The organism is Maribacter sp. 4G9 (genome assembly GCF_002742265.1).
GTDB lineage: Bacteria > Bacteroidota > Bacteroidia > Flavobacteriales > Flavobacteriaceae > Maribacter.
The window spans coordinates 37366-53438 of the sequence record NZ_MDGL01000007.1; the positions used below are offsets into that span (position 1 = coordinate 37366).

Sequence of the window (16073 nt, forward strand, 5' to 3'; positions counted from 1 at the left end):
TATGGCAAAGAAAGTATCCATACTGCTTGGTCTTCTCTTAGGGTTCTTTGGAAATGCTCAAAATGAGGCATTGTTCGATCAGGCTACCCAAGCCTATAATAACGGCGACTATAAAAAAGCCATAGAAGACTATGAAAGTATAATAAACAACGGCCAGCACTCTGCCGCTTTGTATTATAATCTTGGAAACGCCTATTATAAGTTAAGCGAAATACCGGAGAGTATCTATTATTATGAGAAATCGCTTTTGTTAAATCCGGAAGACCAAGAGGTGAGGACCAACTTGGCCTATGCCCAAAATATGACCTTAGACGCTATTGATACCCTACCACAAACAGGACTTTCTAGAATTTATAAAAGTATCACATCCAAATTGACTTTCGACCAATGGGCCTACGCCAGTATAATTTGTATGATCCTGTTCGTTCTTTTGTACATTGCTTTTTATTACAATCAATATTCCACAAAAAAGAGGTTTGCCTTTATTGGAAGTTTGTTGGCACTTTTTCTTTGCATCGTTTTCATTGTCTTCGCTTCTGTAGAAATCAGCTCATTTCAATCGGATAATCCTGCCATAATTTTCGCCGAAGAAGTAAACGTTAGTTCCGAGCCCAATGAAACAAGTGAAAATATATTTACCTTACATTCGGGCACAAAAGTAAATGTACTTGACAGTCTGAACAACTACAGAAAAATAAGGCTAACGGATGGCAAAACCGGCTGGATGCTTGCGAAGGACCTCAAAGTTCTTAAAGATTTTTAAATCACCTAAAAGATATTACAGGCATTCTTCTTTATTCTGTATCTTAGTAAAAAACAAACCAATAAATTTGAAATTATCCTTAATTTATTTTTTTTCCATTTTCCTATTGGTGGCCATTTTAGCTCCATCGGTTGGCGCATTGTTGGTGCTAGGTGAAGGTGAACAAATTGTATTGGATTTTAGTGAAGAAGAGGAAAACAGCGAAAAAAACACCTTCGAGTTTACGGAAAAGTATTTAGTAGATAATCTCCAAAGTAACCTGGCTTTCATACGTAAAGGAAATATGCTGTCTTTCGACAAAAACAGGACTAATCTAATAACTTCCATTACGAAGGAAGTGTCCCTACCTCCCCCAAAAGTATAATTTTCCTGTCCGATAAATAACGATTCGAAAATTCACTTGACCACCGATGTGGTCGACTTTAAAATAATTAAAGACATATGTTTAAACATTTAAAAAACGATATCCCTGCGAGTATCGTCGTATTTTTTGTAGCGTTGCCACTTTGTTTGGGCATTGCCTTAGCCAGTGGTGCTCCATTGTTCTCCGGTTTGATCGCCGGTATTATTGGAGGTATCGTAGTAGGTGCATTGAGCGGTTCCAAAATTGGTGTCAGTGGTCCGGCCGCCGGTTTGGCGGCAATCGTATTGACCGCCATAGGGACTCTTGGCGGATATCAGAATTTTTTGGTTGCCGTGGTTATTGGTGGGGTCATTCAGTTAATATTTGGAATTTTAAAGGCCGGGATTATTGGTTACTATTTTCCCTCATCGGTAATAAAAGGTATGCTCACAGGAATTGGAATCATTATCATTTTAAAGCAAATACCGCATTTCTTTGGGTACGACCCTGATCCAGAAGGAGATTGGTCCTTTTTTCAAGTGGATGGTGAAAATACATTCTCGGAAATATTAAATACCGTAAACAATATAAGTCCTGGTGCGTCTTTGATAGCCATCATGGGGTTGGGTATTTTAATTCTTTGGGACCAAGTTTTAACCAAAAAAGCTAAAATCTTTCAATTGATCCAAGGTCCGTTGGTGGCAGTAGCCATTGGAATACTTTATTACCTATTGACCGCGGACAATGAGGTGTTGGGGATTTCAAAGGAACATTTGGTAAGTGTTCCGGTACCTGAAAACGCTGCATCGTTCTTTGGGCAATTCAGTTTCCCCAACTTTTCGGCTATAACAAACCCTCAAATTTGGATAACCGGGTTTACCATAGCTCTTGTTGCCAGTCTGGAAACATTGCTTTGCGTAGAAGCGACAGATAAACTGGACCCTCATAAAAATGTTACTCCAACAAATAGGGAACTCTTGGCGCAAGGAGCAGGTAATATCATTTCAGGTATGATAGGTGGGCTGCCCATTACCCAAGTTATAGTGCGTAGTTCGGCCAATATTCAGTCTGGTGGTAGAACCAAGTTTTCTGCCATAATCCACGGTTTCCTCCTATTGTTCTCGGTAATACTCATTCCAAATATCCTGAACAAGATTCCCCTTTCAGTACTTGCTGCTATCTTATTTGTTGTTGGTTATAAGCTGGCGAAACCCGCCCTCTTCAAAAAAATGTATGATTTGGGCTGGAAACAGTCTATCCCATTTTTTGTGACCGTTCTAGGAATCATTTTTACTGATTTATTGGTCGGAATAGGTCTAGGCTTAGGTGTTGGTATTATAGTAATACTCTTAAAAAGCTATCAAAATTCACACTTTTTACATATAAAGGAGAATCAAGACGGAAAAAATAGTATAAAAATGACCCTTGCCGAGGAAGTCACTTTTTTTAATAAGGGAGCCATTCTGAAAGAATTGGATAACCTTCCTGAAAACACTTGGTTGACCATAGATGTGGTAAAGACCAAGTATCTGGACAACGATATTATAGAAATCCTCGAAGATTTTAAAACAAAGGCTAAAGAGCGTAACATAAATATTAAACTTGTTTCAGAACGCGGAATAATAGAAAATCCGATAAGTTTTATAGAATTTTTTTATAAATCAAAGAAAAAGTCAGCATGAAAGCGCACACAAGAGAAACACAAGCCACAATGACCCCAAATAAGTCATTGCAATTTTTAAAAGAAGGAAACCAGCGTTTTCAAAACAACTTAAAGGCGAACCGGAATTTACTGGAGCAGGTCAACGATACGAGTGAGGGACAATTTCCGTTTGCGACGATTTTAAGCTGTATTGACTCCAGAGTATCGGCAGAGTTGGTTTTTGATCAGGGTTTAGGGGATATTTTCAGTATTCGTATAGCAGGCAATTTTGTGAACGAAGATATTCTAGGCAGCATGGAGTTTGCTTCTAAATTGGCAGGAACCAAACTCATTGTAGTCTTGGGCCACACCAGTTGTGGAGCTATCAAAGGTGCCTGTGACCATGCCAGATTGGGGAATCTTACGGCTTTGATAAATAAAATAGAACCTGCTGTGGCTGCTGTAAAAGAGCCTGTGGACGAAAGTCTTAGGAATTCCGGCAACTTGGAGTTTGTGGACAAGGTCGCCAAAAAAAATGTAGAAATCACCATAGAAAATATTAGGGCAAGAAGTAGGGTCCTGGCGGAGATGGAAGAAAACGGGGAAATTATGATAGTAGGTGCTATGTACGATATATCTTCTGGAGCGGTCGAATTTTATTGAAATATACATTATACTGGAAAGGCCAATTTAGCTATATGGCCCTTTCATAAATTAGAAAGGATTATATTTCAGATAAACAATCGATTTCTATGGCATCCCACTTTTTAGATAAGATTTTTGAAAACAATAAAAATTGGATCGAGGACAAATTGTCTTTGCAGCCAAATTACTTCAACGATCTTGGCAAAGGCCAAAAACCAGAATTTTTATATATAGGATGTTCCGATAGCCGGGTTACAGCCGAAGAACTTATGGGACTCAATCCTGGTGAAGTATTCGTGCACAGGAATATTGCCAATATGGTCATTAACATTGACCTGAATACGATGTCCGTAGTTGAGTATGCCGTGGAACATTTAAAGGTGAACCACCTGGTAGTCTGTGGCCATTACGCCTGTGGTGGTGTTATGGCCGCCATGCAGTCTGCAGACTTGGGCATTCTAAATCCATGGTTACGCTGTATTAGGGATGTTTATAGGCTCCACAAAGATGAATTAAATGATATTGAGAACGAAGAAAAGAAATATGCCCGTTTGGTGGAACTTAATGTCCAAGAGCAATGTGTCAATCTTATTAAAACGGCAGTAGTCCAGAAAGCATACAGGCAACGGGAGCTTACGGTCCATGGATGGGTTTTTGATGTACATTCTGGAAAGCTCATCGATTTGAAGATCGATTTTGAGGGAATCCTAAAGGAGATTATGGAAATATATCATTTGGATTGACACACTTTGAATACCTCCCATTGTATATCTTAATCCCCAAAAACATATCACACGTTTTTTAAAAGTTTTAAATTTGCTGCCTTAATCAAGCATTATGATTGATAAAATAAAGGAACAAATTGCCGAAGTATCCTCGTTTACTGCAGACGATATGAATGCCGTAGAAGCATTTAGAATAAAGTATCTGGGCAAGAAAGGGATATTGAACGACTTCTTTACGGAGTTCAAGAATGTGCCCAACGAACAGAAAAAGGAGTTTGGCCAAACTATAAATCAGCTTAAGCAGGCGGCTACGGAAAAAGTAGAGTTACTAAAACGCTCTTTGGAGAGCAATACATCCGAAGAAAAACTTTTTGGTGACCTTACCCGTCCCGGTAACCCTACGGAATTGGGTGCCAGACATCCCATATCCATCGTCAAGAACAAGATTATAGATATTTTTTCAAGAATAGGGTTCAATGTTTCGGAAGGACCTGAAATTGAGGATGATTGGCATAATTTTACCGCGCTCAACCTACCGGAATATCATCCTGCCAGGGATATGCAGGACACCTTTTTTGTCCAAACAAACCCCGATATTTTACTGAGAACACATACGTCTTCAGTGCAAGTGAGGTATATGGAAAACAACAAACCTCCCATTAGGACCATTTCACCCGGAAGGGTCTATAGAAACGAAGCTATTTCGGCAAGGTCCCATTGCTTCTTTCACCAAGTGGAAGGACTGTATATTGATAAGGACGTATCATTTGCGGATTTAAAACAGACTTTACAGTATTTCACTACGGAACTTTTTGGAAAATCCAAGATTAGGCTTCGTCCCTCCTATTTTCCATTTACCGAGCCCAGTGCGGAGGTAGACGTATATTGGGGACTGGAAACCGAAACCGATTATAAAATGACCAAAGGAACAGGTTGGTTGGAAATCATGGGATGCGGTATGGTAGACCCTAACGTTCTCAAAAATTGTGGCATAGACCAAGGCATTTATTCTGGCTTTGCCTTTGGAATGGGAATAGACCGGATTGCCCTATTGTTGCATCAGATAAGCGATATTCGTTTGCTGAGCGAAAACGATATCCGATTTTTAGAGCAATTTAAAAGTGCCTTATAATCTTAGCTATTTAATACCTCAAAATCATTTTTTGAAAAAAGATATAGAAATACCCATTGCCAAAGATGTTTACATTGCCATGGTCTATGAATGGAACGAGGAATTTTTGTCCAAGGATTGGAACGCCTACATCATCAACAACAGGAAAACCCCTATAGAGATGGCCCTTATTGTATCAAAAGGATACGACGACCAAATAAAGACCTCGACCATGCGACATGCCATTGGCGTAGTAGCCGCCAAATCTTTTGAAAAAGTAGAATTGGTCCAAGAAGACGTGCTTAGACTAAACAATGAGTTTTTTGTCACCTATTATGCAGACAACAAACTTTATGAAAAAAGGTTCCTTTTTGAAAAAGGAACCGTAAACGAACAGCATCTTATCCATATTCCCTTAGTAGAAAAAGATGGAATATTCGCAAAATAATCTGGGTTTTTGACAATTTCATTGTAAAATTGATAATTATCACCTCCTATTATTAAATATTTTAAAATTTAATTAGGTGATTTTTATCTTATTAGGATAGGATTTGCACTTCCCTATTTCTAAATTGGTCTCTATAGCTAATTAAACCATATAGAACTAATGGAAACAGGAAATTTAAATCGTAGAAACTGGTTAAAGACAGGATTGCTCACGGCAGGAGGTATTACTTTATTTCCCCACTTGGGTATTTCTGAGGTCCCTAAAAATTATATTCCTTTGGACACACAAGGAAACGCCTTGTACAGCCCATTCTTCAAGGAGTTTGTACCCAAGGAATTTCCGGAGGAATCGAAGCTATTGGCAAAATTGAATGCCAATGAAAACCCATATGGTCCTTCACCAAAAGCGGTTGAGGCATTAAAAAATGTTGCCACAAAGGGTAACCGATATGCATGGCGAGAATTATTCGATCTTATCGATAAAATCGCGGCCGAGGAAGGTGTAAGTCCAAAAAACATCATGATGGGGCCAGGTTCTTCCGATCTCTTGGAAAAAACCGGTATGGTACTGTTTCTTAATGGCGGAAATGTAGTTTCCGCTGATCCGTCCTATATGTCGCTCATGCAGGTAGCCCAAGCTACAGGAGCCAGTTGGAAACCCGTTCCCCTCAAGGAGGATTGGTCACACGACCTAAAGGCCATGGAAGCGGCCATTGATTCAGAAACGAAACTTGTGTATATCTGTAATCCCAATAATCCTACCGGTAGTATAACGGATAGCAAGGAAATGTTGGATTTTTGTTCCAGGGTTTCTGAAAAAGTACCCGTTTTTGTGGATGAGGCGTACTTGGCCTTCCTAGAAGATGGTGCAAAACAAAGTATGGTAAGCCTTATCAACGAAGGGAAGGACGTAATCATCGCAAGGACCTTTTCCAAGATTCATGGCATGGCAGGCCTTCGCGTAGGATATATTGTAGCACAGGAATCCACGTTGGAGAAAATTCAAAAAATTACCCGAGGGGGTATGGGTATTTCCTATACGTCAATTTTCGCCGCCCTCGCTAGTATGGATGACAAGGAATTTCAGGATTCATCAAGGGAAAAAAATGCGGCCGCCAGGGAATACGTTTACAAAAGCCTTTCCAAATTAGGGTACGACTACGTTCCATCCTCAACAAGCTTCATCATTTTTCCAATAGAAATGGACGGAAAATTGTTCTTGGATAAGATGCTTGAAAAACAAGTGGGCGTCCGGGCCTTTGAATTTATGGGAAAAAATTGGTGCAGGGTGAGTATGGGCACCATGGATGAAATGAAAATATTCACGGCTGCGCTTACAGACGTTTTGGCATAATATTATGGATTATACATTACAAAAAACATTTACCTTTTTGTTGTTTATTGGTATAGGTCTTCTTCTTAAATTCAAATTTGGATCAAAGGAGGAGTTGACAGGTATCAAGAAAATAATTTTAAATCTTGCTTTGCCCGCCACTATTTTTATAGCCTTGTTGGGTGTACAATTGGATGCGGAATTGCTTTCCCTACCATTTTTGGCATTGGGACTGAACATTCTCCTATTTGTTTTGTTTCCCTATGTAATGCCCTTAACCGGAATTAAAAAGAATTCCCCGGAATATCGTACGGCAAGATTATTGGTGCCTTCTTTGGCACCGGGTCTATCCTGTTTCCCTTTTGTTTTGGAGTTTTTGGGCGAAGCGTACTTGGCAAAGGCGGCCATGGCAGACTTGGGCAATAAAATTTTTGTTTTAATAATCCTTTACCTCGTAGCCATGAATTGGTACTATGTCAAACGGGCTATAACAGACCAATCCAGGGCATCAAAATTAAAGTCCTTGACAATGGCAATGATCTCCGAACCCGTAAATATCTTTATAGTCATTGCCTTGATTTTGGTATTTTTTGGTTTTAAAATGGAGTCGTTGCCATTTATCATTAGTGATACGCTTACGCGACTCAGCGTCATAATGACGCCCCTTGTTCTTTTGTTTATCGGCTTGGCCATGAAAATAAAGAAACAGCAGATTTATAAAATTTTCTCATTGCTTTTTTTGAGGGCTGGATTTGTAAGTGTCCTTTCAGGAGCATTTATCCTAGTTGCAAATATTACGGTACAACAAGATATACTTGTACTGCTTTCATTTGGGCTAAGTGCCTGTAGTTTCTGGCCATTTTCGCATATTGCAGTGGTAGGCTCTCAAGAAATTGACATTAAGAAGAAACAAAAGACCTTCAATGCTACTTTTGGAGTGAATATCCTTGCCTTGTCGTTTCCTTTATCAACGATACTCATATTGGGTATTTTATCCAGCGGAAATCTTTTTTCCAATGGATATTCCGTATTGGTCTTAGGTATGATTTTTTCTTTTGTGGGCACCATACCATATTTATTCAAAGTTGTATTTAAATCACGGGAAAAAGAAGGTAGGCAGAAAGCTGGTTGGGTCATTTACAAAACCACCAGAACGGAAACAACCTGATTCTAGTAATCAATGGAATTTTTAAGCTAGACAAAGGATGCTATCTTAAGTGAAATCCCTTGGCCGCCCACCATGGGTGTATTTCTATGACCAATCTACCCGCATTGACCATAGGGTCCATGTGAGCAAGACTATCTGCCATTTCAATGGTTGGCGTGTTATAGATGGTAATGCCCCTAATTTCCCCATCATCCCCAAACGGTCCTGAAATATCTGCATAGCCCAATTCATACATACGCCCTAAATGTCCTAAATGTAGGGATTGGAGACTATCAGCCTCCTTCTTTGACTGACTTCTATTGGGCCCCGATTTTAAAAATGCAATGAAGTATTGCTGCATCAACACCGTATCTTTGGTTTCCGCATCTATATAATCAAAGACTTCGTAGCCCTTATCGATCAGTTCTTTCTTAATTTCTGCCCTGGTTTTGCTCGGTTCAATAATTTTGGAGTGTATTTCCCTATCCAATTTTGGATTCCCGCAAGAGACAAGCATGGTAAGAAATAAAGGTAAAATCATTTTCATATTACCAGGTATTAAAGGGTTGTTTGCTTAATTGTGAATTGTAGTATTTTATATCCCCGGTAACTTCCTCGCCAAGCCAATCCGGTTTTTGAAAGATTTCATTTTCGTTTGACAGTTCAATTTCGGCCAAAATCAGCCCCTTGTTCTCCCCCCCGAATATGTCCACCTCAAAACTATGATCGTGAAAGGATACCAAATACCTTGTCTTGTCAATAATTCCTTTTTCACAAAGTTCAAGCAACTTTTCGGCATCCTTCAATCCAATCTCCGTTTCCCACTCAAAACGAGTAGTACCGGAATCGTTCGATTTACCTTTTACCGTCATAAAACCTTTTTCTCCCTTGATCCTGATTCTAACGGTCCTTTCTGGATGGGTGTTTAAAAAACCCTGAACAATCCTAATCTTGGAAACCGCTACACCAACAAAATTCATGGATTTTACAAGAAACTTTCTTTCTATTTCAATCACCTTTTGCCAAATTTTTAATTTCATCGGAAGTTATCCTTCCACTCTCCTGTTCCCTATTGGCCAACAGAAGCATGCATTTTGCTATTTCCGATGGATGTACGGACCTATATTTTCTTAATGCGCCAATGAACAGTACCTCAAATACCTTGAACAGTTTCTTGGCCAACCATTCCCCTACCCGTTTTTCCTTCCTTTGCCCGGAAATTAATGAAGGCTGCAAGATATGGGTTTTGGGTACATCTATATCTAGGACGGCCTCCTCCATTTCTCCCTTTATCTTATTGTAAAAAAAAGTACTATTTGGGTCTGCCCCCATTGCTGAAATAACGATAAAGGTATCAATGCCATTGGCTTTGCACATTCGAGCTGCTTCTACAGGGATTCCAAAATCTATTTTTCGATATAGTTCCCTATCGGGTGTTTTTGATTTGGTGGTACCAATACAGCAAAATACCTCATCGGCCTTAAATACAGGTTTAAAACGCTCCAAATCCAGCACATCCCCAAGATGTTCCTCTATTTTATCCGCGGAGATATTCAAAGGTCTTCTTGAAAACAATTTTAAAGTTCCGTATCGATCATCTTCCAAAAGTACCTGTAAAAGCGCGCTTCCGGTAAGCCCTGTGGCCCCAAGAATTATAGCCGATTTTTTGTGCCCCTCCATCAAATTAAATATACCTTAATTTTACAGGATGTCCAATGAATTTCCATTACGAAAAATCATCCATGTGGATATGGATGCTTTCTATGCATCCGTTGAACAATTGGACAACCCAGAACTAAGGGGCAAACCGATTGCCGTAGGAGGTAGTTCTGAAAGGGGGGTCGTATCCGCAGCTAGCTATGAAGCGAGGAAATTTGGGGTTAGAAGTGCCATGAGCAGTGTTTTGGCCAAACGGAACTGCCCTGAACTTATTTTTGTAAAAGCCCGTTTTGATCGTTATAAGGAAATTTCCAAACAGATCCGTTCTATTTTTTATGACTATACAGATTTAGTGGAGCCTTTATCGCTGGACGAGGCCTATTTGGACGTTACCATAAACAAGAAAGGAAATCCTTCGGCAACGCTCATTGCAAAAGAAATTAGGCACAGAATTTTACAAGAAACCGGTCTCAATGCCTCCGCAGGTATTTCCATAAACAAGTTCATCGCCAAAGTGGCCAGTGATGTGAACAAGCCTAATGGTCAGAAGACGGTGAACCCAGAAGAAGTTCATACGTTTTTGGAGAATCTGGAAATACGCAAATTTTACGGGGTTGGGAAGGTAACTGCCGATAAGATGTACCGTTTGGGAATTTTCACGGGAAAAGACCTAAAAACAAAATCCGAGGCGTTTTTGGAAGAGCATTTTGGAAAGAGCGGAAGCTATTACTATAATGTGGTCAGGGGCATACATAACAGTCCGGTGAAACCCCAAAGAATACCCAAATCCGTTGGGGCGGAACGTACGTTCAACGAAAATTTAAGCAGTGAAATTTTTATGTTGGAACGTTTGGAACATATTGCCAACGAATTGGAGAAACGTCTTCAAAAATCCAAAATAGCGGGTAAAACGGTAACCTTAAAGATAAAGTACAGTGACTTTACCTTGAACACGAGAAGCAAGACCCTCTCCTATTTTATTTCGGACCAAAAACTCATCTTGGAAACGGCAAAAGAGTTGTTGTACCAAGAAAAGTTACAGAACTCTGTTCGGCTTTTAGGGATTTCATTAGCCAATTTGAACACGGAAAAAAAGGAGCGGCCTAAAAAAGAGAATGAGACCGTTTCCTATCAGCTCAAGTTTGATTTTTAGTTTTCCTTTAAAGGGTCTATCTAAATTACTTGCATGGAGGCAAGGGTAGCCAGCCATACAATGACCGAGGAGAAAAAGATACCAATAGTATTCGCCCAAAAAGCCTTTTGCCGCTCAATTTTGAATAGATAAGCAGCTATGCTACCTGCATAAACACCAGTACCCGGGAGTGGTATCATTACGAAGAACATCAACCCAAAAAAACCAAATTTCTTGATTTTATCGCCAGAACCCATTTTTGCCCTTCTTGCAACGAATAAAGCGGATTTTTTATAAAAGCGCCAACGTGTAAAATACACATTGATTTTATCTAAAAAAAACATCATCATGGGAAAAACAAGCACATTCGCCAAAAAGCAAAAAATAAATACGGCGTAGATGTCCAACCCTTTAAGCACACCGTAAGGTATCCCTACCTTGGCCTCTCCAAAAGGGGAAAAACTCCACAACATTGCCAAAAGAAAATCAAGTATCAAAATCAGTTTACTTTAGGTCTGCGAAGCTAGTCAACCTTGTGATTAAGGCACCTATATCAATTCATAAAAAAGAACTAAAGTTAAGGGTCGATACAAATTCAACAATGCTCCGAAGATTGTGTCAAGAGGATAATTATTCTATCGGAACATGAAATACCTATAAAAGAAAAAAAAGACCTGATGAATTCATCAGGTCTATGAAACGGTATTATTTTATTGTTACTTAAAAATTACAGGTTTCAATTTCAGTAACCCTTAACGTGTTTACCATACCCTTTGCCTTTATGGGCATGGCCGCCAAACTTACCAACATGTCGCCCACCTCCAAATAACCTTTTTTGCAAGCGATACCGTTCACATCCTCGATCGTTTGGTCCGTGGAAACAAATTTATCATAATAAAACGCCTTTACGCCCCATAATAAATTCAATTGAGTAAGGATTCGTTTATTGGAAGTGAACACCAAGATATGGGCACTAGGCCTCCATGCCGAAATTTGAAATGCGGTGTAACCGCTATTGGTCAATGTAGATATGGCCTTGGCCTTAATTTCATTGGCCATTAAAGCGGCATGATAGCATATAGACTTTGTGATGTACCGATTGGTCCTTACGTGCGGTGGTTCGTGTGGTACTTTTATCAGTTCCGATGATTCAACGCTTCTTAGAATACTGGCCATTTTTTCGATTACCTGTACCGGATAGTTTCCAACGGAAGTCTCACCGGATAGCATTACGGCATCCGCACCGTCCATAACAGAGTTGGCAACGTCATTTACTTCCGCTCTGGTAGGGGTAAGGCTCGTAATCATGGTTTCCATCATCTGGGTAGCGATAATTACCGGAATTCGTGCTTTTTTGGCTCTAAGAACCAATTTCTTTTGGATTAATGGAACCTCTTGGGCAGGAACTTCAACCCCCAAGTCTCCCCTAGCTACCATAAGACCATCACAGTAGGCAACAATTTTATCGATATTCTCAACGGCTTCCGGCTTTTCTATTTTGGCGATAATTGGAATCTTATGTTGGGAATGCTGCTTTATAATATTTTGTAGGTCAATCAAATCCTGGCTAAACCTTACGAAGGATAAGGCAATCCAATCCACCTCAAGCGCTATGGCAAATTCAGCATCCTTGATATCCTTTTTTGTAAGGGCCGGTAGTGAAATATTCGTGTTTGGAAGGTTTACGCCCTTTTTGGACTTTAATGGTCCTCCTTGAATTACCTTGGCCTTGACCTCAGACTCCCCGTTCGTGGAAACGACCTCAAAAATTAATTTACCGTCATCCAAAAGGATACGTTCTCCCGGTTTAACGTCTCTAGGGAATTCTTTGTAATTCATATATACCCTTTCAGCGGTACCCTCAAAAGGCTCCCCGGTCACAAAGGTAAGTTCGTCCCCTGGGCTCACTACAACTTCGCCGGACATTACCCCAACCCTAAGCTTGGGGCCTTGCAAATCGGCCAAAATGGCCGTATTGGTTTCCAACTCCTCGTTTAACTCGCGTATAAGATCTACACGTTCCTTTACATCATTATAATCTGCGTGGGAAAAATTTATCCTAAAGACATCCACTCCTGCCAGCATCATGCTCCTTAGCACATCTTTCTTGCTTGTAGCGGGGCCTAAAGTTGCTACGATTTTTGTCTTTTTGTTGGTTGACATTATTAAAAAATTAAATTGTTTCTAGATTTTAGTTTGTTCACATCTACCTCGTAGGCCGCCATAATTTTAGGGTTGCCCAAAAGGGTTTTTATTATCGTATCTGCGTCCATCGTCTCCTCATCCTCTTCGATTTTTAGGAAATAATCCACCTCCTTAAGTTCAGGAATTAAACGAGGTCTGGAATAGGTTGTTTCATATTGAAATAAATCATTGTTGTTCACCAATTCCTGTTTTGAGCTATGGTTGGAAATCAGAACCCAATACCTATAATTATATTCGTCTTCCCACTCGTAGTAGGGGAAGGATCTGCTATCCGATAAATCGAAATCGGCTCGGCTCCTTTTAAACTTTGCCCTTAAGACACTATTTAAACCATAGGCAATGGCATAATCCTCTAAGCTGCTATGCAATGCGACTAAAAGAAAGGAATCATCAAAATAATCATCTTTTATTTTATATACTGCCGACATATGCGCTCAAAACGGTAAATATAGAACTATTAAAGTATAAAGCCTAACAGGCAAATAAGTTTAAGATGGGGTTATAGTTACGAAAACGTTAGCGTTTTGTTGCAATTATAACGTTTCTACCTCATTTTATCCTGAAGGGCAAAAAAAGCCCTTTTGGAAGCTCTTTCCTCGGCCTTCTTTTTGGAGGTGGCCCTCGCTTTTGCCACTACATTATTGTCTATGGAAAGCTTTACTGCAAAGTGCTTTAACGAATCGTTTCCAGTGTCATCGTACACATTAAAATTAAAGGATTTCTTTTGCTTTTGGCACCATTCAATGATTAGACTTTTATAGCTAATGACTTTACCTTCCAACTGCTCTATATCCACATAGGGCTCTATGACCCTTTTCTTTATGAATTTTTCACAATATTTATAACCCCTATCTAGATAAATAGCCCCTACCAGTGCCTCGAAAACATTCCCGTGGATATTTTCGCCAAAGTGGGATTTTGGAATCCTGCTTTCTACGTACCTAATCAATTCCAAGTCCTTACCCAGTTCATTGAGGTGCTCCCTACTTACTATTTTGGACCTCATTTTTGTAAGATATCCTTCATCACCCTCGGGAACTTCGTTATACAAATGTTTGGAAATAATTGTTCCCAACATAGAATCGCCCAAGAACTCCAATCGTTCGTAATTCATTGGATTTCCATTCCCGTCCTTTTGGTTCATGGACCTGTGTAGAAAGGCCTTTTTATAGTAATCCAAACGCTTGGGCGCAAAACCCAATATCCTTTTTAAACCTAAAAAAAAATCCCCATCCTGTTTAGAATGGGAATTGAAAATATTTTTAGGAAAGGTCATATAGTTTTTAATCTATTTTTTTAAAGACCACACAAGCGTTATGCCCGCCAAAACCAAAGGTATTGCTCATGGCCACCCTTACATCCCTTTTTTGGGCCTTGTTGAGAGTCAAGTTTAAACTAGGGTCTATGTTTTCATCTACCGTTGTATGATTTATGGTAGGTGGTACTATTCCATGCTCCATGGCCAAAATTGAAGCAATGGCCTCTATCGCCCCTGCTGCACCCAAAAGATGTCCGGTCATGGATTTGGTAGAGTTGATGTTTATATTCTTGGCATGCTCTCCAAATACCTCTGAAATAGCCTTTAATTCAGCAACGTCTCCCAAAGGTGTAGAAGTACCATGGGTATTGATGGTATCTACCTCTTCTATACCCATTCCTGCATCCCGCAAGCAATTTTCCATTACCCTAACAACACCAATGCCATCAGGATGCGGTGCGGTCATATGGTAAGCATCACTGGAAAGACCACCGCCAGCTACCTCAGCGTATATTTTAGCTCCTCTTGCCTTCGCATGCTCATACTCCTCAAGAATCAAAGCGCCCGCCCCTTCACCAAGTACAAAACCATCCCTAGTTGCATCAAACGGTCTTGAGGCTGTTTCCGGACTTTCATTACGGGTAGACAATGCGTGCATGGCACCAAACCCACCCATGCCGGCAATGGTAACCGCCGCCTCACTGCCACCGGATACGATTACATCGCAATGACCCAAACGGATATAGTTAAGCGCGTCTATCAAGGCGTTCGCAGAAGATGCACATGCTGAAACCGTGGTATAATTGGGCCCCATGAAACCATGTTTGATGGAAATATGACCAGGGGCAATGTCCGCAATCATTTTTGGAATAAAGAACGGATTAAACCTTGGAGTTCCATCTCCTAAGGCAAAATTCATTACTTCATTTTGGAACGTTTCAAGGCCACCAATCCCTGCGCCCCAAATAACTCCTACCCTAAACTTATCCAGTTTATCCAAGTCCAGCTTGGAATCTTTAATGGCCTCATCCGACGATATTAATGCATATTGTGCAAACCTATCGAGCTTGCGACCTTCCTTTCGGTCGAAATAATCCTCTGTATTATAATTTTTTAGTTCGCAGGCGAATTTTACCTTAAATTTTTCAGTATCATAGTATGTTATAGGGGCGGATCCACTTTTACCATTTACAAGACCGTTCCAATACTCCTCAATATTGTTACCTATTGGGGTAAGTGCACCCAATCCGGTAACTACAACTCGCTTTAATTGCATTGAACTTATTTTTAGTTTAGAAATAAACCGAAGGTAAATTAAAAAAAATTATCCATGCGGAGCGTTTACCACATGGATAATTTAAAATCTGTTTAAGAAATCATCAAATTACTTTGCTTCTTCTATATAGCTAATGGCTTGGCCAACTGTTGCGATATTCTCAGCTTGGTCATCAGGGATTTGAATATCGAATTCTTTTTCGAACTCCATAATCAACTCAACAGTATCCAATGAATCTGCCCCTAAATCGTTGGTAAAGCTAGCCTCTGATACCACTTCGTTTTCGTCAACTCCTAATTTATCAACAATGATAGCTTTAACTCTTGATGCAATGTCTGACATAATAATATTGGTTTTAAAAATTTAAATTGAAGGCAAAAATAAAAA

19 protein-coding genes are annotated in these 16073 nt (G+C 39.8%); 10 read left to right on the forward strand and 9 right to left on the reverse strand.

The features are described from left to right. Position 1: 1 nt before the first annotated feature. The 9 genes from BFP75_RS00760 (at position 2) to BFP75_RS00800 (ending at position 8177) form a co-directional block, all read left to right on the forward strand. Positions 2-763: a tetratricopeptide repeat protein gene (locus BFP75_RS00760; RefSeq protein WP_099542706.1), complete on the forward strand. Its 762-nt coding sequence runs from the start codon at positions 2-4 to the stop codon at positions 761-763. 67 nt (positions 764-830) lie between these two features. Continuing rightward, the gene (locus tag BFP75_RS00765) at positions 831-1127 is read left to right on the forward strand and encodes a hypothetical protein (RefSeq protein ID WP_099542709.1); all 297 of its coding nucleotides are present in this window, start codon (positions 831-833) and stop codon (positions 1125-1127) included. 77 nt (positions 1128-1204) lie between these two features. Then, positions 1205-2788, forward strand: a complete 1584-nt coding sequence (locus BFP75_RS00770) for a SulP family inorganic anion transporter (RefSeq protein ID WP_099542712.1) — start codon at positions 1205-1207, stop codon at positions 2786-2788. Beyond that, the gene (locus BFP75_RS00775) at positions 2785-3411 is read left to right on the forward strand and encodes a carbonic anhydrase family protein (protein WP_099542713.1); all 627 of its coding nucleotides are present in this window, start codon (positions 2785-2787) and stop codon (positions 3409-3411) included. Before BFP75_RS00770 ends, BFP75_RS00775 begins: the two co-directional genes overlap by 4 nt. 89 nt (positions 3412-3500) lie before the next feature. Beyond that, positions 3501-4136 carry a carbonic anhydrase gene (locus BFP75_RS00780; RefSeq protein WP_099542716.1) on the forward strand — a complete coding sequence of 212 codons (636 nt, stop codon included), beginning with the start codon at positions 3501-3503 and terminating at the stop codon, positions 4134-4136. A gap of 94 nt (positions 4137-4230) precedes the next feature. Beyond that, positions 4231-5250: a phenylalanine--tRNA ligase subunit alpha gene (gene pheS, locus BFP75_RS00785; protein WP_099542719.1), complete on the forward strand. Its 1020-nt coding sequence runs from the start codon at positions 4231-4233 to the stop codon at positions 5248-5250. Positions 5251-5281: 31 nt separating this feature from the next. Then, positions 5282-5677 (forward strand): hypothetical protein, encoded by a 396-nt coding sequence (locus BFP75_RS00790; protein ID WP_099542914.1) that lies wholly within the window; start codon positions 5282-5284, stop codon positions 5675-5677. A 159-nt stretch (positions 5678-5836) separates the two neighbouring features. Next, positions 5837-7030, forward strand: coding sequence for a pyridoxal phosphate-dependent aminotransferase (locus BFP75_RS00795; protein ID WP_099542722.1), 1194 nt, complete (start codon positions 5837-5839; stop codon positions 7028-7030). A gap of 4 nt (positions 7031-7034) precedes the next feature. After that, entirely contained in the window at positions 7035-8177 is a 1143-nt protein-coding gene (locus BFP75_RS00800; RefSeq protein ID WP_099542724.1) for an AEC family transporter, read from the forward strand. Between the two features lie 40 nt (positions 8178-8217). Here BFP75_RS00800 and BFP75_RS00805 read toward each other — a convergent pair whose 3' ends face one another. Genes BFP75_RS00805 through BFP75_RS00815 form a run of 3 tightly spaced genes read right to left on the reverse strand, consistent with a single transcriptional unit; the run spans position 8218 to position 9836 of the window. Then, positions 8218-8697 carry a YciI family protein gene (locus tag BFP75_RS00805; protein WP_410504068.1) on the reverse strand — a complete coding sequence of 160 codons (480 nt, stop codon included), beginning with the start codon at positions 8695-8697 and terminating at the stop codon, positions 8218-8220. Positions 8698-8704: 7 nt separating this feature from the next. Beyond that, positions 8705-9172, reverse strand: a complete 468-nt coding sequence (locus BFP75_RS00810; RefSeq protein WP_099542915.1) for a CYTH domain-containing protein — start codon at positions 9170-9172, stop codon at positions 8705-8707. Then, the gene (locus BFP75_RS00815; protein ID WP_099542729.1) at positions 9165-9836 is read right to left on the reverse strand and encodes an NAD(P)H-binding protein; all 672 of its coding nucleotides are present in this window, start codon (positions 9834-9836) and stop codon (positions 9165-9167) included. Before BFP75_RS00815 ends, BFP75_RS00810 begins: the two co-directional genes overlap by 8 nt. Before the next feature lie 28 nt (positions 9837-9864). Here BFP75_RS00815 and dinB point away from each other — a divergent pair, with 28 nt between their 5' ends. Next, entirely contained in the window at positions 9865-10968 is a 1104-nt protein-coding gene (gene dinB / locus BFP75_RS00820; RefSeq protein ID WP_099542731.1) for a DNA polymerase IV, read from the forward strand. Between the two features lie 20 nt (positions 10969-10988). On the opposite strand, the gene BFP75_RS00825 is transcribed toward dinB, so the two are convergent. The 6 genes from BFP75_RS00825 to BFP75_RS00850 form a co-directional block, all read right to left on the reverse strand. Then, positions 10989-11420 carry a small multi-drug export protein gene (locus tag BFP75_RS00825; protein ID WP_206073459.1) on the reverse strand — a complete coding sequence of 144 codons (432 nt, stop codon included), beginning with the start codon at positions 11418-11420 and terminating at the stop codon, positions 10989-10991. A gap of 247 nt (positions 11421-11667) precedes the next feature. Continuing rightward, on the reverse strand, positions 11668-13110 hold the full coding sequence (gene pyk, locus BFP75_RS00830) for a pyruvate kinase (RefSeq protein ID WP_099542736.1): 1443 nt from the start codon (positions 13108-13110) through the stop codon (positions 11668-11670). 2 nt (positions 13111-13112) lie between these two features. After that, complete coding sequence (locus BFP75_RS00835; protein ID WP_099542739.1) at positions 13113-13580, reverse strand: IPExxxVDY family protein; 468 nt, start codon at positions 13578-13580, stop codon at positions 13113-13115. Between the two features lie 116 nt (positions 13581-13696). After that, entirely contained in the window at positions 13697-14428 is a 732-nt protein-coding gene (gene rnc / locus BFP75_RS00840) for a ribonuclease III (RefSeq protein ID WP_099542741.1), read from the reverse strand. Positions 14429-14435: 7 nt separating this feature from the next. Beyond that, a complete protein-coding gene (gene fabF, locus BFP75_RS00845; protein ID WP_099542743.1) occupies positions 14436-15686 on the reverse strand; it encodes a beta-ketoacyl-ACP synthase II in 1251 nt (416 codons plus the stop codon). 108 nt (positions 15687-15794) lie between these two features. Continuing rightward, positions 15795-16028 carry an acyl carrier protein gene (locus tag BFP75_RS00850; RefSeq protein WP_047247024.1) on the reverse strand — a complete coding sequence of 78 codons (234 nt, stop codon included), beginning with the start codon at positions 16026-16028 and terminating at the stop codon, positions 15795-15797. Between the last annotated feature and the right edge of the window lie 45 nt (positions 16029-16073).

Excerpts from the sequence above, each read along its gene's own strand:
- pyk (WP_099542736.1), bottom strand. The coding sequence starts at position 13,110 with ATGTCAACCAACAAAAAGACAAAAATCGTAGCAACTTTAGGCCCCGCT.
- pheS (WP_099542719.1), top strand. The coding sequence starts at position 4,231 with ATGATTGATAAAATAAAGGAACAAATTGCCGAAGTATCCTCGTTTACT.
- BFP75_RS00770 (WP_099542712.1), top strand. The coding sequence starts at position 1,205 with ATGTTTAAACATTTAAAAAACGATATCCCTGCGAGTATCGTCGTATTT.
- fabF (WP_099542743.1), bottom strand. The coding sequence starts at position 15,686 with ATGCAATTAAAGCGAGTTGTAGTTACCGGATTGGGTGCACTTACCCCA.
- dinB (WP_099542731.1), top strand. The coding sequence starts at position 9,865 with ATGTCCAATGAATTTCCATTACGAAAAATCATCCATGTGGATATGGAT.
- BFP75_RS00780 (WP_099542716.1), top strand. The coding sequence starts at position 3,501 with ATGGCATCCCACTTTTTAGATAAGATTTTTGAAAACAATAAAAATTGG.
- BFP75_RS00775 (WP_099542713.1), top strand. The coding sequence starts at position 2,785 with ATGAAAGCGCACACAAGAGAAACACAAGCCACAATGACCCCAAATAAG.
- BFP75_RS00850 (WP_047247024.1), bottom strand. The coding sequence starts at position 16,028 with ATGTCAGACATTGCATCAAGAGTTAAAGCTATCATTGTTGATAAATTA.
- BFP75_RS00760 (WP_099542706.1), top strand. The coding sequence starts at position 2 with ATGGCAAAGAAAGTATCCATACTGCTTGGTCTTCTCTTAGGGTTCTTT.
- BFP75_RS00835 (WP_099542739.1), bottom strand. The coding sequence starts at position 13,580 with ATGTCGGCAGTATATAAAATAAAAGATGATTATTTTGATGATTCCTTT.
- rnc (WP_099542741.1), bottom strand. The coding sequence starts at position 14,428 with ATGACCTTTCCTAAAAATATTTTCAATTCCCATTCTAAACAGGATGGG.
- BFP75_RS00805 (WP_410504068.1), bottom strand. The coding sequence starts at position 8,697 with ATGATTTTACCTTTATTTCTTACCATGCTTGTCTCTTGCGGGAATCCA.
- BFP75_RS00825 (WP_206073459.1), bottom strand. The coding sequence starts at position 11,420 with ATGTTGTGGAGTTTTTCCCCTTTTGGAGAGGCCAAGGTAGGGATACCT.
- BFP75_RS00800 (WP_099542724.1), top strand. The coding sequence starts at position 7,035 with ATGGATTATACATTACAAAAAACATTTACCTTTTTGTTGTTTATTGGT.
- BFP75_RS00815 (WP_099542729.1), bottom strand. The coding sequence starts at position 9,836 with ATGGAGGGGCACAAAAAATCGGCTATAATTCTTGGGGCCACAGGGCTT.
- BFP75_RS00795 (WP_099542722.1), top strand. The coding sequence starts at position 5,837 with ATGGAAACAGGAAATTTAAATCGTAGAAACTGGTTAAAGACAGGATTG.